Genomic DNA, 26992 nt, shown 5'->3' with positions numbered 1-26992 from the left:
GGCGCCCGGACGCGAGGATTCCTGGCAGGTCGCGTCTCGAGATGGGTTGAGGGATGGACAACGAACAGAAGCTCCGGGACTACCTCCGCCGGGCCAGTACGGACCTTCAGCGCACCAAGCGGCGTCTGCAGGACCTCGAAGCGGCCGCGTCGGAACCGATCGCCGTGGTCGGCATCGGCTGCCGTTTCCCAGGCGGTGTGCGCAGTCCCGAAGATCTGTGGCAGATGGTCGTGAACGGCGAACACGGCATCCGCGCCTTCCCGACCGATCGCGGCTGGGACCCCGAGATGCTCGCCCTGTCGTCGAGCGACCAGGGCGGCTTCCTGGAGGGCGCTGGCGAGTTCGACGCCGACTTCTTCGGCATCTCCCCGCGCGAAGCCCTGGGCATGAACCCGCAGCAGCGCGTGCTGCTGGAGGTCACCTGGGAGGCCCTGGAACGCGCGGGCATCGACCCCGTTTCGCTGAAGGGCACCTCGACGGCTGTCTTCGCGGGCGCGATGAACCAGGACTACCAGCTCGGCCCCGGCGAGGGCGGCGAGGGCATGGTCCTGCTCGGCTCGTCGAACTCCGTGATCTCGGGCCGCATCTCCTACACCCTCGGCTTCGTGGGCCCGTCGGTCACTCTCGACACCGCCTGCTCTTCTTCTTTGGTGGCAATGCATCTGGCGATGCAGTCACTGCGCGCCGGAGAGTCGTCCCTGGCTCTGGCCGGTGGCGTCACGATCATGGCGAACCCCGCGACCTTCGTGGAGTTCTCCCGCCAGGGCGGCCTGTCCTCGGACGGCCGCTGCCGCTCGTTCGCCGACTCCGCCGACGGCACCGGCTGGTCCGAGGGCGTCGGCATGCTCGTCCTGGAACGCCTGTCGGACGCCCAGCGCAACGGCCACTCCGTCCTGGCCGTGCTGCGCGGCTCCGCCGTCAACCAGGACGGCGCCTCCAACGGCCTGACCGCCCCGAACGGCCCCTCCCAGCAGCGAGTCATCAAGTCCGCCCTGGTGAACGCCCGCCTGACCAGCGACCAGATCGACGTGGTCGAGGCCCACGGCACCGGCACGGTGCTCGGCGACCCGGTGGAGGCCCAGGCCCTGCTCGCCACCTACGGCCGCAACCGCGCTGCCTCCCAGCCTCTGCTGCTGGGCTCGATCAAGTCCAACATCAGCCACACCCAGGCCGCGGCGGGCGTGGCCGGCGTGATCAAGATGATCATGGCCATCCGGGCTGGCGTCGTGCCCCAGACCCTGGGCGTCGACACGCCTTCTTCCCACGTCGACTGGGAAGCCGGCGCCGTTCAGCTCGCCACCTCGAACATGCCGTGGCCTTCGACCGGTCAGCCCCGTCGTGCCGCCGTGTCGTCTTTCGGTCTCTCGGGCACCAACGCGCACACGATCATCGAGGAAGCGCCCGCCCCGGAATTGTCAGACCCCAGCCGCGAGCCGGTCCAAGCCGAAGCCGGCCCGGTCCAGGTCGGCGCCGTGCCGTTCCTCGTCTCGGGCAGGTCGCGCGAAGCGTTGCGCGCGCAGGCGGAGCGTCTGCTCTCGACAGCCGACACCGCCGATGAACTCGACCTCGCGTACTCGCTCGCGACCACCCGCGCCCAGTTCGACCACCGCGCCGCCATCATCGGCGACCTCCGCACGGGCCTCCAGGCGTTGATCGACGGCACTCCGTCCAGAACCCTCGTCCAGGCAACGGCCGCCCGCGCCAAGCAGGCGTTCCTCTTCACCGGCCAAGGCGCCCAGCGCCTCGGCATGGGCAAACAGCTCTACACCCGCTTCTCAACCTTCGCCGAAGCCTTCGACGCGGTCCTCGAACACCTCGACCCAGACCTCAAGAACATCATCTGGGGCGAAGACCAAGACGCGCTCAACCAGACCAAGTACACCCAGCCAGCGCTGTTCGCGTTCGAGGTAGCCCTCTACCGCCTCACCGAGTCCTGGGGCCTCAAACCGGACTTCGTAGCCGGCCACTCCATCGGCGAGATCGCCGCCGCGCACATCGCCGGCGTGTTCAGCCTCGAAGACGCCGCGAAACTCATCACCGCCCGCGCGCGACTCATGCAGGCCCTGCCCAGTGCAGGCGTGATGATCGCGATCCAGGCCACCGAGGACGAGGTCACCCCGCACCTCACCGACGCAGTCTCCATCGCCGCCATCAACGGCCCCAACAGCCTCGTCATCGCCGGCACCGAAGAAGCAGCCCGCGCAGTCACCGCACACTTCGAAGACCGCAAGACCAAACAGCTGCAGGTCAGCCACGCGTTCCACTCGCCGCTGATGAACCCGATGCTCGACGAGTTCCGCAAGGCGATCGCAGACATCACCTTCGAAGCCCCGATCATCCCGCTGATCTCGAACGTCACCGGCGAACAGGCCCGCGTCGAGCAGATCACGACCGCCGACTACTGGGTCGGCCACGTCCGCGAGGCCGTCAGGTTCGCCGACGGCATCAACTGGCTGACGACCCACGGCGTCACCCAGTTCCTGGAGATCGGCCCCGACGGCATCCTCTCCGCCCTGGTCGACGACGGCATCCCCACCCAGCGCAAGGACCGCGACGAGGTCGAGGCCATCACCGCGGCACTCGCCATCCTGCACGTCCGCGGCACCAAGGTCGACTGGAACACCTACTTCGCGCACACCAACGCAAAGCGCGTCGACCTGCCCACGTACGCCTTCCAAACCAAGCACTACTGGCCCAAAGGCACCGGCTTCCAAGACCCGCGCGCCGCAGGCCTCGGCGCCGCGCAGCACCCGCTGCTCTCCGCGACGGTCTCGTTCGCCGACCAGGACGGCGCCCTGCTCACCGGCCGCCTGACCCGCCAGACCCACCCGTGGCTGGTCGATCACGCCGTGCGCGGCGCGGTTCTGTTGCCCGGCACCGCCTATCTCGAACTCGCCATCCGCGCCGGCGACGAGGTCGGCTGCGACCGCGTGGAGGAACTGACGCTCACCGCCCCGCTGATCGTCCCCGAACGCGGCGGCGTGCAGGTGCAGCTGTGGATCGGCAACGCCGACGCGAACGGCCGCCGCACCGTCAAGATCTACTCGCGCGCCGAGGGGTCCGACGACGAACCGTGGACGCAGCACGCGATCGGTGTCCTGGGCGCGCCCGCCCGCCACACCGAGTTCGACACCTCGGTGTGGCCGCCAGCCGGAGCCACGGCCCTGGACGTCGACGGCTGCTACGAGAACTTCGCCGCGATGGGCTTCGAATACGGCCCGGTTTTCCAGGGCCTGCAAGCGGCCTGGCGCAACCCAGACGGCGTGGTGTACGCCGAGGTCGCGCTGCCCGACGGCGTCGACCCGGCCGGATTCGGCCTGCACCCGGCACTTCTGGACGCCGCCCTGCACGCCGCGCTCGTCTCGGGCGAGGGCGACGCCGGCCTGCCGTTCTCGTGGGAAGGCGTGTCGCTGCACGCGACCGGCGCCAGCTCACTGCGAGTCCGCCTGACCCGCTCCGGCGACAACGCCTACGCCATCACCGCAGTCGACGGCGCCGGCAAACTGGTCGCCTCGGTCGACTCGCTGGTGGTGCGCGCCGTCGCCACAGAGTCCAATGTGGACCGCGACTCGCTGTTCCAGGTCGACTGGGTGCCGGTGACGGTCCCCGCAGCCGGCACCGCGTTCACCGTGCTGGGCGAGGACGTCTTCGGATTCGGTAGCACTCCGGAATCCGATGTCGTTGTAGTCCCGGTCCTGGGCAACGAGGACGTCGTCGCCTCCGTCCACGAACTGACCGAGCGCGTCCTCCTCCTACTGCAAGAGGAACGCGACGAGCGCGTCGTCTTCGTGACGAGCAGCGCCGACCTCGCGTCCGCCGCGGTGTGGGGCATGGTGCGTTCGGCGCAGTCCGAGTCGCCCGGCCGGTTCTCGTTGATCGAACTGGACGGCACCCCCGAATCTCTCGCCGCCTTCAGCGCTGCCGTCGGTTCCGACGAACCGCAGCTCGCGCTGAGGAACGGCGAGGTCTACGCGCCGCGCCTGGCCCGCGCCGAGATCGAGGAGACCCCGGTCGAGTGGGGCTCTCGCGTGCTGATCACGGGTGGCACCGGCGGTCTCGGCAAAGTCATCGCACGGCACCTGGTCACCGAACACGGCGTGCGCGACCTCGTCCTGGTCAGTCGTAGCGGCAGTGGCGACGTGGCCGAGCTGGAGTCGTTGGGCGCCAACGTCTCCATCATCGCCTGCGACGTCGCCGACGCAGAAGCGCTGTCCGCTCTCGTTGCCGAGCACGAGATCTCGGCCGTCGTGCACAGCGCCGGCGTGCTGGACGACGGCGTGATCTCGTCGCTGACCCCGGAACGCCTGCACGCCGTGCTGCGTCCCAAGGTCGACGCGGCCTGGAACCTGGCCCAGGCGCTGCCCTCGGTCCCGCTGGTGCTGTTCTCATCGCTCGCCGGCACGTGGGGCACGGCGGGCCAGGCGAACTACGCGGCAGGCAACCACTTCCTCGACGCACTGGCCGAATACCGCCCGAACACCGTCTCGCTGGCCTGGGGCGCGTGGGCCGGTGAAGGCATGCTTTCCGACGCTGACGCCGAACGCATGGCGCGCACCGGAATGCCGCCGCTGACCGTCGAACAGGGCCTCGCGTTGTTCGATCGCGGCGTGGCGTCCTCAGCCGCAGCCCTGGTGCCGGCGCGCCTCGACCTGGCAACGCTGCGGCAGCGCGGCGAGGTGCCGCCGTTGCTGCGCGGCCTGATCCGGGTGCGGACCCGCCGCGCGGCCTCGGGGTCGGAGACCGCTGACACGCTCATCCGCCGGTTGTCGGGCCTGGGCGCGGAAGAACGTTCGGACGCCGTGCTGGAACTGGTCCGCGGCCAGGTCGCGGCGGTGCTCGGGCACGCTTCCGGCGCCGAGATCGAGCCCACCCGCCAGTTCCAGGACCTCGGCTTCGACTCGCTGACCGCCGTGGAGCTGCGCAACCAGCTGACCGCGGTGACCGGGCTGCGGCTGCCCGCGACGATGGTGTTCGACTATCCGACGCCAACAGCACTGGCCGCGCACCTGCTCGACGAGCTGTTCGACGCTGACGCCGTTGTGCCGGTGTTCGCTCAGGCCGCGGTGTCCGACGACCCGATCGTGATCGTCGGCATGGGCTGCCGCTACCCCGATGGTGTCGGCTCGGCGGACGACCTGTGGCGCCTGGTGTCCGAGGGCGGCGACGCGGTGTCCGGACTGCCGTCGAACCGCGGCTGGGACCTGGAGAACCTCTACCACCCCGACCCCGACCACCCCGGCACGACGTACTCGCGCTCCGGCGGCTTCCTGCACGACGCCGGCGAGTTCGACGCCGGGTTCTTCGGCATGTCTCCCCGTGAAGCCCTCGGAACGGACTCGCAGCAGCGCATCCTGCTCGAAGTGGTCTGGGAGGCGATCGAGCACGCCGGGATCGACCCGGTGTCGTTGCGCGGCACGCAGACCGGCGTCTTCGCGGGCGTGATGTACAACGACTACGGCGCTCGGCTGGGCGGCGGTGACTTCGAGGGCTTCCAGGGCTCCGGCACCTCACCGTCCATTGTGTCCGGTCGCGTCTCCTACACGCTGGGGCTGGAAGGTCCCGCGGTCACCGTCGACACCGCCTGTTCTTCGTCTCTGGTCGCAATGCACTGGGCCATGCAGGCTTTGCGCGCGGGGGAGTGCTCGCTCGCGCTCGCCGGTGGTGTCACGGTCATGTCGACGCCGACCGCGCTGATCGAGTTCTCCCGGCAGCGCGGTCTGTCCCCGGACGGCCGCTGCAAGGCGTTCTCCGACTCGGCCGACGGCGTGGGCTGGTCCGAGGGCGCCGGCGTGGTGGTGCTGGAGCGCATGTCCGACGCCGTGCGCAACGGGCACCCGGTACTTGCCGTGATCCGTGGTTCGGCGGTGAACCAGGACGGCGCCTCCAACGGCCTGATGGCGCCGAACGGCCCGGCTCAGCAGCGCGTGATCCGCGCCGCGTTGGCGAACGCCGGACTGGTCTCGTCCGATGTCGACGTCGTCGAGGCGCACGGCACCGGCACGACCCTGGGCGACCCGATCGAGGCGCAGGCGCTGCTGGCGACCTACGGCCAGAACCGCACGGAACCCCTCCTGCTCGGCTCGGTGAAGTCGAACATGGGCCACACCCAGGCCGCCGCCGGTGTGGCCGGTGTGATCAAGATGGTGCAGGCGATGCGGCACGGTGTGCTGCCGCAGACCCTCCACGTCACGACGGCTTCTTCGCACGTCGACTGGTCCGAGGGCGCCGTCGAGCTGCTGACTTCTTCCCGCTCGTGGCCTGAGGTCTCCCGGCCGCGTCGTGCGGGTGTCTCGTCGTTCGGCATCTCGGGCACCAACGCGCACATCATCGTCGAGCAGCCGCCGGCCGTCGACGCGCCGGCTTCCGCGCCTTCGGACGTCGTCGTGCCGGTGGTGTTGTCCGGCCGCACGCGCCGTGCTGTGCGAGGGCAGGCCGCGCGTCTGCGTTCCTTCGTCGAGTCCACTGATATATCGCTGCGCGATCTGGCGTTCTCGCTGGCGACGACGCGGTCGGCGTTCGAGCAGCGAGCGGCCGTGGTGGCTCACGATCGTGAGAGCCTCTTGCGATCGCTAGGGGCTCTAGCAACCGAGAACGCCGACGCCGCCGTGGTGGAGGGTGAGGTCGCGCCGGGCAAGGTGGCGTTCCTGTTCTCCGGGCAGGGTTCGCAACGCCTGGGGATGGGCCGTGAGCTCTACGCCCGGTACCCGGTGTTCGCCGCGGCTCTCGACGAGGTCCTTGAGCGTCTGCCCGTCCGTGAGGTGATGTGGGGCTCCTCCGAGGAGGACCTGCAGCAGACCGGCAACGCCCAGCTCGCGCTGTTCGCGTTCGAGGTCGCGCTGTTCCGGCTCGTCCGCTCGTGGGGCGTCAAGGTCAACGCCCTGGTCGGCCACTCCATCGGTGAGATCGCCGCTGCGCACGTGGCCGGAGTCCTCTCTCTCGACGACGCCTGCACCTTGGTCTCTGCGCGCGCCCGTCTGATGCAGGCGCTTCCGCCCGGCGGCGCGATGGTCGCCATCCAGGCGACGGAGGCTGAGGTCACCCCGCTGTTGACGCCCGGTGTCTCGATCGCCGCGATCAACGGCCCGGAGTCGGTGACCATCGCCGGCGTTGAGCAAGAGGTCCTCGCGATAGTTACAACCTTTAACGATCGCAAGACCAAGCAACTTTCGGTATCGCACGCGTTCCACTCGCCGTTGATGGAGCCGATGCTGGACGAGTTCCGGCAGGTCGTCGAGGGGCTTTCGTTCAACGATCCGACGATCCCTCTGTTCGCTGGCGGAATTGTTGAACAATCCGACTACTGGGTGCGGCACGTCCGTGACGCCGTCCGGTTCCACGACAACGTCGAATCGGCGCGTGCTGCCGGTGTCACGACGTTCGTGGAGATCGGCCCCGAGGGCGCGCTCTCGGCGTTGGTCGACGGTGCGATCCCGGTGCTGCGAAAGGACCGTTCGGAAGAGGAGTCGATCGCTCTGGCGCTGGGTCGCCTGTTCGCTGCCGGTGTGTCCGTGGACTGGAAGACCTACTACGGCCCAGCGCACCGCGTGACGCTGCCGACGTACGCGTTCCAGCACGAGTACTACTGGCCGCTGGGTTCCGCTGCTCCGGTGGTGGCGGACGCGGACCCGGCGGACGCCAAGCTGTGGGCGGCGATCGAACGCGGCGACGCCCGCGAGCTCGCGGCGCTGCTGAGGCTGGGGGAGGAGCAGCGTTCGTCGCTGGACTCGCTGATCCCGGCGCTGTCGTCGTGGCGCGCGGGCAACCAGGAGAAGACGCTGCTCGACTCGTGGCGCTACCGCGTCCTGTGGGCGCCGGTCCGCGTCACGGGGACGCCGGTCCTGTCCGGTCACATCGTGGTTCTGACGACTCCCGCCGTCGACGCCGAGCCGTACCGCGCGGCGCTCGCGGCTCACGGCGCCGAGGTCACCGTCGTCACCTCGGTGGCCGACGTGCCCGAATGTGATCTTGTGGTTTCGTTGCTGGCACTGGACGAGTCGCCGTCAGAGGTGCTGACGACCGGCCTGGAACAGTCGATTCTGCTGGTCAAGTCGGTCGACGCGCCGATCTGGGCGGTGACGTCCGGTGCGGTCGCCGCCGAAACCTCCGACTCGGTGCGCTCCGCCGCGCAGGCAGCCGTGTGGGGCTTCGGCCGGGCGGCGGCGCTGGAGTACCCGCAGCGGTGGGCCGGTCTGATCGACATGCCCGAGGTGCTGGACGAGAACGCGTTGCGGCGCTTCGTTTCCTGTGTCGCCGGTCTGGACGGCGAGGACCAGCTGGCCGTGCGGTCGTCCGGCGTCATGGGACGCCGTCTCGCACATCGCCCTGTTGACGCACTGCCGTCCGACTACACCGCCCACGGCACCGTGCTGATCACCGGCGGTACCGGTGGACTTGGTGCCACTACGGCGAAGTGGCTCGCCGAGCGCGGTGTTTCCGGTCTGGTGCTGACTTCTCGCCGGGGCATGGACGCGCCGGGCGCCGCCGAGCTGAAGGCATCGCTGGAGGAGCTCGGCCCGCAGGTCTCGATCGTGGCCTGCGATGTCGCCGACCGCGACGCGCTTTCCGTTGTTCTGGAGGGGATTTCCGACCTTTCCGGTGTCGTGCACACCGCCGGTGCCGCGCAGCACGCTCCTCTCGAACTCACCGAGCTGCGGGACTTCGCGGAGGTGTTGTCCGCCAAGGTGATCGGCGCCGCGAACCTCGACTCGTTGGTCGGCGAGGTCGACTTCTTCGTGCTGTTCGGCTCGATCGCGGGCGTGTGGGGCAGTGGTGGCCAGGCCGCTTACGGCGCCGCGAACGCCTACTGCGACGCCCTGGCCGAGACCCGCCGCGCCCGCGGCCTGCGCGCGACGTCGATCGCGTGGGGCCCGTGGGCCGAGGTCGGCATGGCGACGCACGAGGCGATGTCCGACAATCTCGCGCGCCGCGGCCTGACGTTCCTGCAACCCGGCCAGGCCGTCGTCGAGCTGAACCGCGCCGTGATGCACGACGACACGTGTGTCACCGTCGTCGACATCAACTGGGACACCTACTTCCCGCTGTTCACGTCGGTGCGGCCGTCCGCTCTGCTGTCGGACCTGCCCGAGGTCAAGGCTTTGACGGTCGTCGAGGAGGTCCGCCGCGACGACTCCGAGTTCGCACGCAAGCTCCGTGCACTGTCCGAAGAGGACCAGAAGCGCAAGCTCGTCGAACTGGTGCGCGCCGAAGCAGCCGCGACCCTCGGCCACAGCTCGGTCGAGGAGGTGGGGGAGAACCGCGCGTTCCGCGACATCGGTTTCGACTCGCTGACCGCCGTCGAGCTGCGCAAGAAACTGTCCGACGCCACCGGTCTGTCGTTGCCCGCGACCCTGGTCTTCGACTACCCGACCCCCGTGGTCCTGGCCGACCACCTGCTGGCCGAACTGCTCGGCGCCGCGTCAGCGGATGTCGTTTACTCAGCCCAGATCGACTCGGACGAACCGATCGCCATCGTCGGCATGAGCTGCCGCTTCCCCGGCGACGCGAACACACCCGAGGCGTTCTGGGAGATGGTGCTGGCCGGCACGGACGCGATCACGGAGTTCCCAGCGGACCGCGGCTTCGACATGGCGCAGATGTACGACCCGGACCCCGACCGCCCCGGCACCACCTACACCACCGCGGGCGGCTACCTCCCGGACGCCGGGGACTTCGACCCGTCGTTCTTCGGCATCTCCCCGCGCGAAGCCACCGGCATGGACCCCCAGCAACGCCTGCTGCTGGAAACCACCTGGGAGGCCGTCGAACGCGCGGGCATCGACCCGGCGGCGTTGCGCGGCAAGAAGGTCGGCGCCTTCATCGGCTCCTCGTACATCGAGTACGGCGGCGGTGACGGCGGCTCCGAGGGCTACCAGGTCACCGGCACGTCGCCGTCCGTGCTGTCCGGCCGTGTCGCCTACGTGTTCGGCTTCGAGGGCCCCGCCGTCACCGTGGACACCGCCTGCTCTTCTTCTTTGGTGGCAATGCACCTGGCGTGCCAGTCACTGCGCACCGGCGAGTCCGCGTTCGCCGTGGCCGGCGGCGCGACGATCATGCCGAACCCGAAACCCCTGATCGCCTTCTCCCGCCAACGCGCACTGGCCCGCGACGGCCGCTGCAAGTCGTTCTCGGACTCGGCGGACGGCATGATCCTCTCCGAGGGCATCGGCATGCTCCTGCTGATGCGCCAGTCGGACGCTCTCGCCGCCGGCCACCGCGTGCTGGCCGTGATCCGCGGTTCCGCCGTCAACCAGGACGGCGCCTCCAACGGCCTCTCCGCCCCGAACGGCCCTTCACAGCAACGCGTCATCCTGCAGGCCCTCGCCAACTCCGGCGTGACTTCGAACGACATCGACGCTCTTGACGCTCACGGCACCGGCACGTCTCTGGGCGACCCCATCGAGGCCCAGGCACTGTTCAACACCTACGGCCGCGACCGCGACGCCGACCGCCCACTGCTCCTGGGTTCGGTGAAGTCGAACATCGGCCACACCCAGTCCGCGGCCGGCGTCGCCTCCGTCATCAAGATGGTGATGGCCCTGCGGGCCGGTGTGCTGCCCCGCACCCTGCACGCCGCCGAACCCTCGACCCACGTCGACTGGACGCCGGGCACCATCTCCCTGCTCCAGGACACGACTCAATGGCCCGAAACCGGCCGCGCCCGCCGCTGCGCCGTCTCGTCGTTCGGCATCTCCGGCACCAACGCCCACGTGATCTTGGAACAGGCGACCGCGCCAGAACTGTCGGTGCCGTCTGAGACGATTGGGATGGGGGGCGGCTCCCCCCAGGGGGCCGGCGAATCGGTATCGATTCCGTGGCTGGTGTCGGCCAAGTCTGAGGCTGCCCTGCGCGCCCAGATCGCCGGGCTGAGCGAACTCGCCGCGAGTTCGGCAAGCGACGTGGACCCCGCGAATCCTGGAAGCGCCGCGAATCCCGCGAGCCCCGCGAGCCCCGCAAGCCTTGCGGACTCCGCGAACCTGGCGGACTCCGCGAACCTGGCGAACTCGGTGGAGCTCGCGAACTCGGCGAATCCCGCGGACCTGACGGACATCGCGAGCCCCTCAAACAGTGCGGCGCCCGCGCGCCCCACGACCCCCGTGAGGTCCGCGGACATCGCGTACAGCCTGAGCCTGCGCCCCAACTTCGACCACCGCGCGGTCCTCCTCGACGGCACGGAAACCAGGGGCATCGCCGACCTGGAACGCAAGGTCACGTTCATCTTCCCCGGCCAGGGCACCCAGTGGGTCGGCATGGGCGCGCAACTCCTCGACGAGTCGCCAACGTTCGCCGCCCGCATGGCCGAGTGCGCCGCCGCCCTGCAGCCGCACATCGACTGGAACCTCCTCGACGTCATCCGCAACCACAGCAGCCTCGACCGCGTCGACGTCGTCCAGCCCGCCAGCTGGGCGATGATGGTCTCGCTGGCCGAAGTCTGGAAACACCACGGCGTCACCCCCGACGCCGTGATCGGCCACTCCCAGGGCGAAATCGCCGCCGCAGCAGTCTCCGGCGCCCTGAGCCTCGAAGACGCCGCGAAGGTCGTAGCGCTGCGCAGCCAGGCCATCGGCCGCGTGATGTCGGGCCGCGGCAGCATCATCTCCGTCGCGCTCTCGGCCGAGGAAGTCCTGCCGCACCTCGAAGAAGGCCTCTCCCTCGCCGCCACCAACGGCCCGCGCAGCGTCGCCGTTTCCGGCGACCTGGAGGCGTTGGACGCCCTCCAAGCCAAGCTCGCCGAACAGGGCGTCCGCGTCCGCCGCATCGAGGTCGACTACGCCTCGCACTCGGCCCAGGTCGAGGACCTCCGCGACGACATCCTCAACGACCTCGCGACCATCACCCCGCAAAGCCCGCACACGCCGTTCCTCTCCACGGTCACCGGCGAGTGGAACGACAACACCGACGCCGAGTACTGGTACACCAACCTCCGCCAGACCGTGCACCTGAACGAAGCTGTTGAGCAGCTCATCGCCGCCGGCCACCAGGTGTTCGTCGAGGTCAGCTCGCACCCGGTGCTCACGCCCGGCGTGCAGGACGCGCTGGAGGGAAAACGCGGCGTCGTCACCGGCACGCTGCGCCGCGACATCGGTGGCCTGCAGCGCGTCCACCAGTCGTTGGCCGAGGTCTGGGTCCGCGGTTACCCGGTCAAGTGGCACCTCGACGGCACCCGCGTCGACCTGCCCACCTACCCGTTCCAGCACGAGCGGTTCTGGATCGGCCCGCCCCAGCACCCCGTCGCCGCGCAGGACCCGGCGGACGACGCCTTCTGGCAGGCCGTGGAGCAGTCGGACCTCGCGACCCTCACCCAGAGCCTGCACCTCGACGAGGCCACGCTCGCTGCCGTCCTGCCCGCCCTGAACACGTGGAGGCAGACCAGCCGCGATCAGTCCACAACGGACTCGTGGCGTTACCGCACGACGTGGAAGCCGTTGCGCGGTCTCGACAACGGCAAGCTCACCGGCACCTGGGCAGTCGTCACCACGGACGCAATCGACGACACCGACGTGGTCAACGCGCTCGGTGACGTGCAGCGGATCGTCCTGGACGCCAACGACGACCGCGCCACGATCGCCGCGAAACTCCCGGACGTGACCGGCATCGTCTCGCTGCTGCCCACCGACGAACGCCCCGGAACACTCGGCCTGCCAACAGGTCTGCTCCTGACCGTCAACCTGATCAACGCGCTCGCCGACACCGGCATCAACGCCAAGATCTGGAACATCTCCCGCAACGCCCTCTCGACCGGCCGCGCGGACACCGTCGACCACCCCGCGCAGGTGCAGGCGGTCGGCATCGGCTGGACCGCCGCGCTGGAGCACCCGCAACGCTGGGGCGGCTCCATCGACCTGCCCGAACAGCTCGACCAGCGGGCCGCGCAACGGTTCGTCTCCGTCCTGGCCAACGCCGGCGACGAGGACCAGCTCGCGATCCGCGCGTCCGGCACCCTCGCCCGCCGCATCGTCCGCGCTCCGTCGAAGCCCACCGCCTCCGACTGGACCCCGCGCGGCACCACGATCATCACGGGTGGCACCGGCACGCTCGGCCCGCACGTCGCGAGGTTCTTCGCGCACAAGGGCGCTGAGCACCTGGTGCTGACCAGCCGCCGCGGCCTCGACGCCCCCGGTGCCCGCGAACTCGTGGCGGAGCTGGCAGAACTCGGCACCCCCACCAGCGTCGTCGCCTGCGACATCGCTCGAAAGGACGACGTCGAACGCATGCTCGACGACCTGCGCGCGGAAGGCCGTGACATCCGTGCGGTCATCCACACCGCCGCGGTGATCGGCCTGCACTCGATCGACGGGTCCACTGTGGAGGGTCTGAGCGAGATCCTCACCGCCAAGGTCGACGGCGCCGCCCACCTGGACGAACTGCTGACCGAGGACCTCGACGCGTTCGTGCTGTTCTCGTCGATCTCCGGCATGTGGGGTTCGGGCAACCACGCCTCCTACGTCGCCGGCAACGCCTACCTCAACTCGCTCGCCGCGAACCGCCGCGCACGTGGCCTCAAGTGCACCTCCGTCTCGTGGGGCATCTGGTCCGACGACATCGGTCTCGGCCGCGTCGACACCGACCAGATCCGCCGCAGCGGCCTGGAGTTCATGAAGGCACGGCTGGCGCTCGCCGGTCTGCAGCGCGCGATCGAGGACGACGAGACCGAGATCGCCATCGCGAACATCGCCTGGGACCGCTACTACCCGGTCTTCACCGCGATGCGCCCGACCACGCTCTTCGAAGAACTGCCGGAAGTTCGCGCTCTCGCGGTCGCCGCCGAGACAGCACCCTCCGACAGTGACTTCGCAGCCACGCTGAGGGCCCTTCCGCCCGCTGAACGTGAACAGCAGCTGCTCGAACTCGTGCGCGCCGAAGCCGCGTCGGTGCTGGGCATGGCATCGGCCGACGCGCTGACCGAGCACCGGGCGTTCCGCGAGGTCGGCTTCGACTCGATCACCGCTGTCGACCTGCGCAACAAGCTCGCCGCCGCAACAGGTCTGACGCTGCCGACCACGATGGTGTTCGACCACCCGAGCCCGCTCGCGCTCACCGAGTTCCTGCTCGGCGAACTCCTCGGCGCCGACGTCCCGGCCACCCAGGTCGTCGCGTCCGCAGCATCCGACGAACCCATCGCGATCATCGGCATGGCGTGCCGCTACCCCGGCGGCGTCGCAACGCCGGAAGACCTGTGGAACGTCGTCATGAACGGCGTCGACGCGATCTCCGGCTTCCCCGCCGACCGCGGCTGGGACGGCGACTCCCTCTACAACCCCGACCCGGACGCCCCCGGCGGCGCCTACTCGGTGCAGGGCGGCTTCCTGCACGACGTGGCGAACTTCGACCCCGGCTTCTTCGGCATCAGCCCCCGCGAAGCCCTGTCGATGGACCCGCAGCAACGCCTCCTCCTGGAAACCGCCTGGGAGTCCATCGAACGCGCCGGAATCGACCCGCAGACGCTGAAGGGAACCCTGACCGGAGCGTTCATCGGCGCCTCCTACCAGGACTACTCGGCAGGCGGCTCCGACCAGCCCGGCGACGAGGGTCACATGATCACCGGCACGCTCTCCAGCGTGCTCTCGGGCCGCGTCTCCTACCTGTTCGGCCTCGAAGGCCCCGCCGTCACCCTCGACACGGCCTGCTCGTCGTCGCTGGTGGCCCTGCACCTGGCCTGCCAGTCACTGCGAGACGGCGAAAGCACTCTCGCGCTGGCCGGCGGCGTCTCGGTCATGGCGACGCCCGGCGCCTTCGTCGGCTTCAGCCGTCAGCGGGCTCTGGCGAAGGACGGCCGCTGCAAGGCCTACTCCGACGCCGCCGACGGCATGACCCTCGCCGAGGGCGTCGGTCTCGTCCTGCTGGAACGCCTGTCCGACGCTCAGCGCAACGGCCACCGCATCCTGGCGGTCGTGCGCGGCTCCGCGGTGAACCAGGACGGCGCCTCCAACGGCCTGACCGCCCCGAACGGCCCCTCCCAGCAACGGGTCATCCGCCAGGCCCTCGCCAACGCGCGCCTCGAACCGTCCGAAGTGGACGCCGTCGACGGCCACGGCACCGGCACGGCCCTGGGCGACCCGATCGAGGCCCAGGCCCTGCTCGCCACCTACGGCCAGAACCGCTCACGGCCGCTGCTGCTCGGCTCCATGAAGTCGAACATCGGCCACACTCAGATGGCCTCCGGCGTCGCGTCCATCATCAAGATGGTGCTGGCGCTGCGGGCCGGCGTGCTGCCCCGCACCCTCCACGTCGACCAGCCGTCCACGAAGGTCGACTGGTCCGCGGGCGCCATCAAACTCCTCGCCACCGAAGAAACGTGGCCCGAGACCGGCCACCCGAAGCGCGCCGGCGTCTCCTCCTTCGGCCTCTCCGGCACGAACGCCCACGTGGTGCTCGAAGAGGCGCCAAAACTGTCAGACCTCCCTGAGATGATTGGGATGGGGGGTGGCTCCCCCCAGGGGGCCGGCCAATCGGGATCGATTCCGCAGGTCGGCGCGGTGCCGGCCGCAGTGCCGGAGCACGGCGAGCTGTCGACGCGCGCGGTGCCGGTGCTGCTGTCGGCGCGCGCGGACGAGGCGCTCAAGCAGGTCGCGACCAACCTGATCGCCGTGGACGCGGACCTCGAAGACCTGGCCGCGGCGCTCGCCACCAAGCGGTCCACCTTCGAGAAGCGCGCAGTCGTCGTCGCGAGCAACCGCGACGAACTGGTGCGTGGCCTCCAGGCGTTGCGCGACGACCAACCGGACGCATCCGTCACGCGAGGCCAGACCACGCGCGGCCGCACCGCGTTCCTGTTCACCGGCCAGGGTTCGCAACGCCTCGGCATGGGTCGCGAACTGCACGAGCGATACCCGGTGTTCGCCGAAGCCTTCGACGCGGTCTGCGCCCACCTCGACGCGCACCTCGACCGGCCACTGCGAGACGTCATGTGGGGCGACGACGAGGACGCGCTCAACCAGACCGGCTACGCGCAGCCCGCGATCTTCGCGGTCGAGGTCGCCCTCTACCGGCTCGTCGAGTCGTGGGGCGTCACCCCCGACTACCTGGCAGGTCACTCCATCGGCGAGATCGCCGCCGCCCACGTCGCAGGCGTGCTCACCCTCGACGACGCGTGCACCCTCATCGCAGCCCGCGCGAGCCTCATGCAACAGCTCCCGCCAGGCGGAGCGATGATCGCGATCCAGGCCACCGAAGCCGACATCACGCCGCTGCTGACCGAGAACGTCTCGATCGCCGCGATCAACGGCCCGTCCAGCGTCGTCATCGCGGGCGACGAGGCCGAAACCCACAAGATCGCGAACCGCTTCGACAAGACCAAGCGGCTCAAGGTCAGCCATGCCTTCCACTCGCCGCTGATGGACCCGATGCTCGCCGACTTCCGCACGGCGATCAGCGGAATCCAGTTCGGCAAGCCGACGATCCCGGTCGTCGCCGACGACATCACAAACCCGGAGCACTGGGTCCGGCACGTCCGCGAGGCCGTCAGGTTCGTGGACAAGGTCACGCAGCTCGAAAGCCGCGGCGTGCGGGCGTTCCTGGAGCTCGGCCCGGACGGCGTGCTCACGGGCATGGCGCAGGAGTCGCTGACCGAGGAAGCCGTGCTCGTCCCAGCGCTGCGCCGCGACCGCGACGAGGTCGTGACCCTGCTGACCGCACTGGCCGGCCTGCACGTCCGCGGCACCACCGTCGACTGGACCTCCTACTTCGCGGGCGTGAAAACCACGGTCGAGCTGCCCACGTATCCGTTCCAGCACCAGCGTTTCTGGCCCGAGCCCGCCACCAGCCAGCCTTCGGACGGAGACTTCGTCGACGACGAGTTCTGGGCCGCCGTCGAACGCGAGGACTTCACCGCGCTGGCGCAATGGCGTTCGCGCAAGCAGCAGTCCACTGTGGACTCCTGGCGTTACGCGGTCACCTGGAAGCCGATCACCGCTCAGGCCACCCTCACCGGCCCGTGGCTGATCCTCGCCAACGACGACGCGTCCGAGTTCACCGAGGCACTGGGCGTCGAAACCGTGGTCGTCAACGCGGCCCACACGCGCAGCGAACTGGCCGAGCAGGTCCGCGGTGAGTACGCCGGCGTGCTGTCACTGCTCGCGATCAACACAGGCGCCGAGGAAGCGCTCGTCCGCACTTCCGTTGTGGTGCAGGCACTTGGCGACGCCGGCCAGGACTCCCCGCTGTGGGTGGCGACGCGGGGCGCGGTGTCGGTCGGCGGCGGCGAGCAGATCACGAACCCCGAAAGCTCGACGGTGTGGGGCCTCGGCCGCGTGATCGCGCTGGAGCACCCGCAGCGCTGGGGTGGCCTGATCGACCTGCCCGCGCAGCTCGACTGGAACACCGCGCGCCGCATCCCCGGCGTGCTGGCAGGCGCCGAAGACCAGGTCGCGGTGCGGCCGTCCGGCGTCTACGGCCGCCGCCTCGTCCACAGCACCCCGAGCGCACTGCACCGCGACTACCGTCCGGGCCGCGTGCTCGTCACCGGCGGCACCGGCGCGATCGGCAAGCAGGTCGCGCAGTGGCTGCTCGACCACGACGCCGAGCAGGTCATCCTGGTCAGCCGCACGGGCACCGCTGAATTCGCCGACCCGCGCGTGATCGTGAAGGCCTGCGACGTCGCCGACCGTCAAGCGTTGGAAGCCCTCCTCGCCGAGCACCCGGTCACGTCGGTCTTCCACGCCGCCGGTGTCGTCGAGGACGGCCTGGTCGAGTCGATGGACGCGACGTCGTTCACGAACCTGTTGCGCGCCAAGGTCCACGCGACCCGCAACCTCCACGAGCTCACCGCGGACCTCGACGCGTTCGTGCTGTTTGCGTCGACCGCGGGCGTCATCGGCGGCGCGGGCCAGGGCAACTACGCCGCGGCCAACGCCTTCCTCGACTCCTTCGCCGAACACCGCCGCCTGCAAGGACTTCCGGCCACCTCGGTGGCGTGGGGCCCGTGGGGCGAGGCCGGCATGGCGGCCGCAGGCGGCGTCGCGGAACGCCTGAAGCGCGGCGGCTTCACGCCGATGGTGCCCACACTGGCACTCGAAGCGCTTCGACAGGCGATCGAGCACGGCGACGCGGCGGTGATGGTCGCGGAGATCGACTGGGAACGGTTCCTGCCCGCGCTCGCCGGCCTGCGCCCGGCGCCGCTGGTCGGCGACCTGCCCGAGGTGAAACGCTTCGACACCACCGAAAAGGTCGTGGAGTCGGACCAGCCGCAGTTCCGCAAGGCACTCGCGGGCCTGTCGAAGGCCGAACGCAACCGCGCGGTCCTCGACCTGGTGCGCGGCCAGATCGCCGCGGTCCTCGGCCACGGCAACGCTTCCGACGTCGACCCGGACCGCGCGTTCCTCGACCTCGGCTTCGACTCGCTCACGACCCTGGAGCTGCGCAACCGGCTGCAGGCCGCGACCGAACTGACGCTGCCCGCCTCGCTCCTCTACGACTACCCGACTCCCTACGACCTGGCGGACTTCCTGCTGGGCGAGGTCGGCGAGGTCACCGCTGCCCCTGTCGCCGCCCGCGTCGACGACGACCCCATCGCGATCGTCGGCATCGGCTGCCGCTTCCCCGGCGGCGTGACGTCACCGGAAGCGTTCTGGGACCTGGTTTCCCGCGGCGGCGACGGCATCAGCTCGTTCCCGTCCGACCGCGGCTGGGACCTGGCCGCGCTCGGCGCCGGTGCGTCGGCGTCGCTGGAAGCCGGATTCCTCAACGGCGTCGCGGACTTCGACGCGCACTTCTTCGGCATCTCACCGCGGGAAGCCCTCGCGATGGACCCGCAGCAGCGCCTCGTCCTCGAAACGGCCTGGGAGGCGCTGGAACGTGCCGGGCTCGACCCGCTGTCGTTGAAGGGCAGTACGACCGGCGTGTTCGTCGGTACCAACGGCCAGGACTACGAGAACGTCCTGCGCCGCTCGCTGGATCCCGACATCCAGGGCTACCTCGCCACCGGCAACACCGCGTCGGTCATGTCCGGCCGCCTTTCCTACGTCCTCGGACTGGAAGGCCCCGCCGTCACCATCGACACGGCCTGCTCGTCGTCGTTGGTCGCCATGCACTGGGCGATGCGCGCGCTCCGCTCCGGTGAGTGCTCCCTCGCGCTCGCCGGCGGTGTGAGTGTCATGTCGAGCCCAGACTCGTTCGTCGAGTTCACCACCCAGGGCGGACTCGCCCCGGACGGCCGCTGCAAGGCCTTCGCCGATGGCGCCGACGGCACCGCGTGGTCCGAAGGCGCGGGCATTCTCGTGCTGGAACGTCTGTCTGACGCGGTGGCCAATGGCCACGAGGTCCTGGCAATCGTTCGCGGCTCGGCCGTCAACTCCGACGGCGCGTCAAACGGTCTGACCGCCCCGAACGGCCCGTCGCAGCAGCGCGTGATCCGCCGCGCTCTCGCGGACGCCGGTCTGTCCGTGAGCGATATCGACGCGGTGGAAGCGCACGGCACGGGCACGACCCTGGGCGACCCGATCGAAGCCCAGGCGCTGCTCGCGACGTTCGCCGACCGCTCCGAACCGCTCTACCTGGGTTCGGTCAAGTCGAACATCGGCCACGCCCAAGCTGCGGCGGGCGTCGCGGGCGTCATCAAGATGGTCGAGGCGATGCGTCACGGCGTCCTGCCCCGCACCCTGCACGTCGACGCCCCGACCACGCACGTCGACTGGTCTTCAGGCCCGGTCGCGCTCCTCACCGACAACACCCCGTGGCCTTCGTCGAACCGCTCCCGCCGCGCCGGCATCTCCGCCTTCGGCCTCTCCGGCACCAACGCCCACGTGATCTTGGAAGCGCCCGGCTCGGGGATCCCCCCAATTTCCAGCGTACTCACCGAAAATGCTGGTCAGGGCACCGCGCCGGAATCTGTGGACAACTCCACGCCTGTGGACAAGTCGGCAGTTGTCGATCTTGCCGGCCCGGAATCGTCGGCCTCCCGTGCGACGATTGGAGTGGGGACCTCGCGTCCCCCCAAGGGGGCCCCCGTCGTTGTTTCGGCGAAGTCCTCCGATGCTCTGCGCGCTCAGATCGAACAGATTCGCGCGGTCGAGGCGGACCAGCTGGATCTGGCGTTCTCGGCGGCGACGACGCGCGCGCAGTTCGCGCATAGGGCGTTGCTGATCGACGGCGCGGAGGTCGCGAACGGCGTGGCGCGCAAGGCGGGCACGACGGCGTTCCTGTTCACCGGCCAGGGTTCGCAGCGCCTCGGCATGGGCCGCGAGCTGTACGAGCGGTTCGACACGTTCCGGGAAGCGCTCGACGAGGTCCTCGCCCACCTCGACCCGAGCCTGAGGAACGTGATCTGGGGCGAGGACGAGGAGCAGCTCGACCAGACCGGCAACACGCAGCCGGCGCTGTTCGCCATCGAGGTCGCGCTCGCCAGGCTCGTCCAAAGCCTCGGCGTGCTGCCCGACCACGTCGCCGGCCACTCCATCGGCGAGATCGCGGCCGCCCACATCGCGGGCGTGCTGACCCTCGAAGACGCGGCCGAGCTCGTCACGGCCCGCGCGAGCCTCATGCAGAGACTCCCGGCAGGCGGCGCGATGGTCTCCATCCTCGCCACCGAAGAAGAAGTCCGGAAGCAGATCGGCAAGTCCAAGAAGGTGTCGATCGCGGCCGTCAACGGACCCGGCAGCATCGTCATCGCGGGCGACAGGGCCAGCGTCGCCAAGATCGCCAAGAAGTTCGAGAAGACCAAGCAGCTCACTGTCAGCCACGCGTTCCACTCGCCGCTGATGGACCCGATGCTGGAGGACTTCCGCAACGCCATCGCGAACATCCGACTCAGCCAGCCGCGGATCCCGATCGCCACCACCGGCGACGTCACGACGGTCGACTACTGGGTGAACCACGTTCGCGACACCGTTCGCTTCCACGACAACGTGCAGAGTCTGAGCAACGTCGACACGTTCGTCGAGATCGGCCCGGACGGCGTGCTCGCCGCGATGGTCGACGGAGCCGTTGCGACCCAACGCAAGGATCGCGACGAGGTCAGCGCGTTCGCCCTCGCGCTCGGCACCCTGCACGTCCGAGGCGCGGATGTCGATTGGTCGCAGTACTTCGCGGGCACCGGAGCGCGACGCATCCCGCTGCCCACCTACGCGTTCCAGCGTGAACGCTACTGGCCGACGACGACGCCGAAGTCCGTGACGGACGACTGGCTGTACGAGGTCGTGTGGGAGCAGCACAAAGTCGACACCACGACCGAGGGCACTTGGCTCGTTCTAGGCGACGCAACAGGATTCGCCGGCGCAACGACCACCGAGCTCGTGCCGGGCGACTACGCCGGTGTCATCTCGATCAGCGACGCCAGCCCGTTCGAGGTCCTGAACACACTTGCAGACAACAACATCACGGCCCCGCTGTGGTGCGTCAGCAAGGAACCCGCAGTCTGGGGCGAGGGTCGCGTCGCCGCGCTGGAACACCCGGAACGCTGGGGCGGCCTGATCCGCGTCGAAACCGACACCTGGGCAATTCCAGTGCAGGAACAGGAAGTCACCTTCCACGACGAGGGCGCGTTCGTCCCACGTCTGCGCCGCATCGAGGCCACGACGCCGTGGACTCCGACCGGCAAGGTGCTGCTCGTAGGCGCGGACGGGCCGATGGGCGACCAGCTCCGCGACCTGATGGACACCACCGACACCCTCACCGACGACGTCACCGCGGTGATCCACCTCGGCGGTATCGACACCCTCGGTCAGTACGCGGACCTGGACGTGGAAGCGTTCGTGGTCTTCGGTTCCGTTGCCGGAACGTGGGGCTTCCGCGGTCAGGCGCAGCAGGCCGCGCACAGCGTGATCGTCGAGGAGTTCGCCCGGCAGCGCCGCAACCGCGGTCTCAAGGCGACGTCCATCGCGTATGCGCCGTGGGAAGGCACGACCGACCAGAGCATGACCGCCCACCTGCGGGTGAGCGGCATCCCGGTCCTCGACGCCCCGAACGCCGTCGCGGCCCTGCACCAGGCAGTCGCAAGCGGACGGACGAACGTCGTCGTCGCGAACGTCGACTGGAGTGCCTTCCAGCAGGCCAACAAACTGTTCGGCAACTTCGTCCAGCAGAAGCAAGAGCCGGTTCTCAAGCAGGCCTTGGCCAAGCTGCCCGAGTACGAACGCCACGGCGCGCTGCTCACCCTCGTCCGCGAGAAGGCGGCGCTCGTTCTCGGCCACAACGGAACCGACGCGATCGAGCCGGACGTGCCGTTCCGCGACCTCGGCTTCGACTCGCTCACGGCTGTGGACCTGCGCAACCAGATCCAGACCGAATCGGGTCTGCAGCTGAGCGCCACGCTGGTGTTCGACTACCCGACGCCGAACGAGCTCGCCGAGCACCTGCTCACCGAACTCCTCGGCGGCGCGGACGAGATCGAGTTCGTCGCCCGAGCGGTGACCGACGAACCGATCGCGATCGTCGGCATGGCCTGCCGCTACCCCGGAGACGTGCGGTCCCCGGAAGACCTGTGGCAGCTGCTGCTCGAAGGCCGTGACGCGATCGGGGAGTTCCCCGCGGATCGCGGCTGGGATCTCACGTCTCTCTACAGTGGACAGAGCATCACCCGCAGCGGCGGTTTCCTCTACGACGTCCCGAACTTCGACCCGGACTTCTTCTCGATCTCGCCGCGCGAAGCGATGGTCATGGACCCGCAGCAGCGCATCGTCCTCGAGACGGCCTGGGAGGCGTTGGAACGGGCGGGCGTCGACCCGGCCACGATCCGCGGTTCGGTCACCGGTGTGTTCGTCGGTGGCGGCAGCGGCGAGTACCGGCCGTCGCCCGAGGAGACCGGCCTGGAGTGGCAGACCGCGCAGTCCGCGTCGCTGCTGTCCGGCCGCCTCGCCTACACGTTCGGCCTGCAGGGGCCGACGGTCTCCGTCGACACCGCGTGCTCGTCGTCGCTGGTCTCGCTGCACCTCGCGGCCCAGGCGCTGCGCACAGGTGAGTGCTCGCTCGCCCTTGCCGGCGGTGTCTGCGTGATGTCGACGCCGGTGGGGTTCATCGAGTTCAGCGCTCAGGGCGCGCTGTCGGAGGACGGCCGCTGCAAGGCGTTCTCCGACGACGCCGACGGCACCGGCTGGGCCGAGGGCGTGGGCATGCTGGTCCTCGAACGGCTTTCGGACGCCGTGAAGAACGGCCACGAAGTGCTCGCGGTCGTGCGTGGTTCGGCGATCAACTCCGACGGTGCCTCCAACGGGCTGACCGCCCCGTCTGGACCGGCTCAGCAGCGGGTCATCCGGCAGGCGCTGGCCGCGTCCGGGTTGCGTCCGTCCGATGTGGACGCGGTCGAGGCGCACGGCACCGGCACGAAGCTCGGTGACCCGATCGAGGCGCAGGCGCTGCTCAACGTCTACGGGCAAGACCGGTCGGAGCCGCTGCTGCTCGGCGCGGTCAAGTCGAACATCGGGCACACGCAGGCGGCGTCCGGTGTCGCGGGCGTGATCAAGATGGTGATGGCGATGCGGGCCGGCGAGCTGCCGCGCACCCTGCACGCCGAGACGCCGTCCTCACACATCGACTGGAGCACCGGCGCGGTCCAGCTGCTGCAGGAACGCACGTCGTGGCCTGCCGTCGACCGTGCCCGGCGCGCTGCCGTGTCGTCCTTCGGCGCCAGCGGCACCAACGCCCACGTGATCTTGGAAGCGCCCGGCTCGGGGATCCCCCCAATTTCCAGCGTACCGGATGAAAGTGCTGGTCAAGGGGTCGCTCAGCGATCTGTGGACAACTTTGGAGTGGTTCCGGTGCTCGTGTCGGGGCGGACTCCTGCCGCGTTGCGCGACCAGGCCGCGCGCCTGCTCGACGTCGACGCTGACCTGGTGGAGCTCGCCCGGTCGGCGGCCACGACTCGGGCGTCGTTCGACCAGCGTGCGGTCGTCCTGGCCGGCAGCCGCGATGAGCTGACCGACGCGCTCGCGGCGCTCGCCTCCGACGTGCGGAACCCGTTGGTGATCAGGGACGAGGTGGCGCGCTCCGGCAAGCTCGCGTTCCTGTTCGCCGGTCAGGGTTCGCAGCGCATCGGCATGGGCCGTGAGCTGTACGAGCGGTTTGACGTGTTCCGGGACGCACTCGACGAGGTCCTCGGCCACCTCGACCCGAACCTCCAGGACGTGATCTGGGGTGGCGACCAGGAGACGCTCAACCTCACCGGCAACACGCAGCCCGCGCTGTTCGCCATCGAGGTCGCGCTGTTCCGCCTGGTCGAGTCGTGGGGGCTGAAGCCGGACTTCCTGGCGGGCCACTCGATCGGCGAGATCGCGGCGGCCCACGTCGCCGGCGTGCTCAGCCTGCCGGACGCGGCGAAGCTCGTCACCGTGCGCGCCGAGCTCATGCAGGCGCTGCCCGAGGGCGGTGCGATGGTCGCGGTGCAGGCCAGCGAGGACGTCGTGCTGCCGCACCTGACCGGCGGCGTGACGATCGCGGCGGTCAACGGGCCAGAGTCGGTCGTGATCGCCGGGCCTGAGCAAGCGGTGGTGGCGATCGCGGAACGCTGGAAGTCGAAGCGGCTCCGTGTCAGCCATGCGTTCCACTCGCCGCTGATGGACCCGATGCTGCCCGAGTTCCGGTCCACTGTGGAGTCGCTGAAGTTCCACCAGCCGCGGATTCCCGTTGTGGCGGAAGGTGACATCACCAGCCCGGAGTACTGGATCCGGCACGTGCGGGAAGCGGTGCGGTTCGCGGACAACGTGCGGACACTCACCGAACGCGGCGTCACGACGTTCGTGGAGCTGGGGCCGGACGCGACGCTGTCCGGTCTGGTCGACGGCGGCATTCCGGTGCTGCGCAAGGACCGCGACGAAGAGCAGTCGATCGTCTCGGCACTTGCCCGCCTGCACGCCCGTGGCGTGAAGGTCGACTGGGCAGGGTTCTTCGGGCCCGGCCGCACGATCACGCTGCCGACCTACGCGTTCCAGCACCAGCGGTTCTGGCCATCGACGATGGCCACCTCCGCGAAGCCCGCCGCACCTGCGGACGATGCGGCGTTCTGGGCCGCGATCGAAGGCGAGGACTTCGGGTCCCTGCAGAACGTGCTCAGAGTCGACACCGGCGCGCTGGAACAGGTGCTGCCCGCGCTGCTGGACTGGCGCAAGCAGCGCACCGACCTCGCGCTGGTCGACAGCTGGCGGCACCGGATCACCTGGAAACCGTTGGACGCCACCAGGTCCGGCGACCTGACCGGAACGTGGCTCGCGGTGACCGCCGGCTCAGACGACTGGAGTGACGCGGTCATCGAGGCACTCGGCGTGAGTGTCGTGCGTGTCAACATCGTGTCGCCTGACCGTGAGGCGATCGCGGCAGAACTGCGTTCGCTGGGCACGTCGTTCGCCGGTGTGTTGTCGCTGCTCGGCCGTGCCGACGCGGGGGAGGGGAGTGCGCCTGCCGGTGTGCTGCTGACCGCCGCGTTGATCCAGGCGCTCGGCGACGCGGGCATCAACGCACCGCTGTGGTGCATGACGCGCGACGGTGTGGCAGTCAACGGCACGCCCTTCGAGGACCTGACGCAGGCCGCGATCCACGGCCTCGGCCGGGTCGTGACGCTGGAACACCCGGAGCGCTGGGGCGGCCTGATCGACTTGCCCGCGGTGATCGACGACCGGGTCGCGAACGGGCTCACGTCAGTCCTTTCCGGACTTGACGGTGAGGACCAGGTGGCGGTGCGGGCGAACGGGTTGTTCGGGCGCAGGCTGGTCGCTGCTCCGGCACCTGTTCCGGCGCAGGAGTGGCAGCCTCGCGGCACGGTGCTGATCACCGGCGGCACCGGTGCTCTCGGCGGTCACGTCGCACGGATGCTCGCGCAGAACGGCGCGGAACACCTGGTTCTGGTGAGCCGCAGCGGGTTGAAGGCCGATGGCGCTGCCGAGTTGCGTTCGGAACTCGTCGGCATGGGAGTCGACGTCACGATCGCCGCGTGCGATGTGGCGGACCGGAAGTCGTTGCAGGCAGTGCTTTCGACGATCCCCGGACCGTTGACCGGTGTCGTGCACACCGCGGGCGTCATCGACGACGGCGTGCTGGACAAGATGACGCCGGAACGGTTCGAGGCGGTGTTCCGCAGCAAGGTCACCTCGGCGTTGCTGTTGGACGAGCTGACGTCTGACCTCGACGCGTTCGTGCTGTTCTCCTCCGCGTCGTCGTCGGTCGGCAGCCCCGGCCAGGCGAACTACGCGGCGGCGAACGCGATGCTCGACGCGTTGGCGGACCGTCGTCGTGGCGCGGGTCTGGCGGCGACGTCGATCGCGTGGGGTGCGTGGGGTGGCGGCGGTATGGCCGACACAGAGGACGCGCTCGCCAACGCCAAGCGCGCCGGAATCGCTTCGATGGATCCAGTCCTGGCGTGTGTAGCGCTTCGACAGCTCGTCGGCGAGGGGCTTCCCACGGCGGTCGTTGCGGCCGTGGAGAAGGGTCGTGGGTTCCGGCCGAACCCGCTGCTCCGGGAGCTGGTCACCGAGGCCGCTGTCGAACCTCCGGTCGCCGAGGGTGCGTTCCGGGAGAAGCTGCTGGCGTTGCCTGCGGCGAAGCGTTTCGACGAGGTGCTGGACCTGGTGCGGACACGGGCGGCGGAGGTGCTCGGCCAGGCCGACGTCGACGCTGTGCGGCCAGATCGGCCGTTCCGCGATCTCGGGTTCGACTCTCTCGCGGTGGTGGAGCTGCGCAACCAGCTCAACGCCGCCACGGGGCTCGCGCTCGCGTCGACGCTGGTGTTCGACCACCCGTCGCCGCAAGAGCTCGCGACGCACGTGCTGAGCGAGTTGATCCCGGACGCTGCCGAGACTGACTCGGAAGAGACGGAGATCCGCGACCTGCTGGCGCGGGTGCCGCTCGCCCAGCTGCGCGAGATCGGTGTGCTGGAGCCGTTGATGCAGCTCATCGGCCGTGGTTCCGGTGAGGTCGCGGAGGGCGGCATCGACGAGATGAGCGTCGACGACCTGATCCAGGCCGCGCTCGACGGTCAAGCTGACTGAACGTTCTTGTTGAACGGCCGGCCGCTCCCTTCGTGGGGCGGCCGGCCTTTTTACTGAGGAATTCGCTACCGCTTCGGCTGCTGGAATTG

1 protein-coding gene is annotated in these 26992 nt (G+C 69.6%); it reads left to right on the top strand.

The features are described from left to right. Positions 1-53 precede the first annotated feature (53 nt). Positions 54-26903, top strand: coding sequence for a type I polyketide synthase (locus tag LFM09_RS11485; protein WP_414096349.1), 26850 nt, complete (start codon positions 54-56; stop codon positions 26901-26903). The last annotated feature ends 89 nt before the right edge of the window (positions 26904-26992 follow it).

It is taken from the genome of Lentzea alba (assembly GCF_047445655.1).
Taxonomy (GTDB): Bacteria; Actinomycetota; Actinomycetes; order Mycobacteriales; family Pseudonocardiaceae; genus Lentzea; species Lentzea alba_A.
This window is presented reverse-complemented; position numbering and strand designations above follow the sequence as displayed.